Origin of the sequence: Chryseobacterium cucumeris, from assembly GCF_001593385.1 — a bacterium.
Classification (GTDB): Bacteria; Bacteroidota; Bacteroidia; order Flavobacteriales; family Weeksellaceae; genus Chryseobacterium; species Chryseobacterium cucumeris.
On sequence record NZ_LUVZ01000028.1, the window covers coordinates 1 to 501 of the forward strand.

Here is a 501-nt window from a genome sequence, read left to right on the forward strand (position 1 = left end):
CCCTTAAAGATTATGAAATCTTTCTTTCGTCCGGCAAGAAGAAGTATTCGATCCTTTCCAATGAAAAAGGGTTTGCAGCAGTACATCTTAGTCCGGGAGAATATGCCATAGAAATACGTAAAAAAGGTAATGTTCAATATTCCGGAAAGATACAGGTTACCCAACCTGATACTTTTAAGTTTTCCCTTAAGGAGAATGTGAATAATATTGAAGAAGTGATTATTACGGCAAAAGAAAGCAAAGGATTGACCTCATCATCTGTTATCAGTCAACGTGCGATGCAGCATTTACAGCCTTCCAGTTTCACTGACCTTCTGGAATTGTTACCGGGTGGAAGATCCACAGACCCAGTCATGAATCAGGTCAATAAAATAAGCCTTCGGGAAACAGGAAATCCCGGCAGCGATTACAATACGTCTGCCATGGGAACGACCTTTCTGGTTGACGGTGCGCCTTTAAATTCGGGAGCCAACCTTCAATATACCTATGATTTTACAGATA

1 protein-coding gene is annotated in these 501 nt (G+C 40.9%); it reads left to right on the forward strand.

The features are described from left to right. A partial coding sequence (locus tag A1704_RS15140) for a TonB-dependent receptor plug domain-containing protein (RefSeq protein ID WP_131797520.1) occupies positions 1-501 on the forward strand: 501 nt, incomplete at both ends.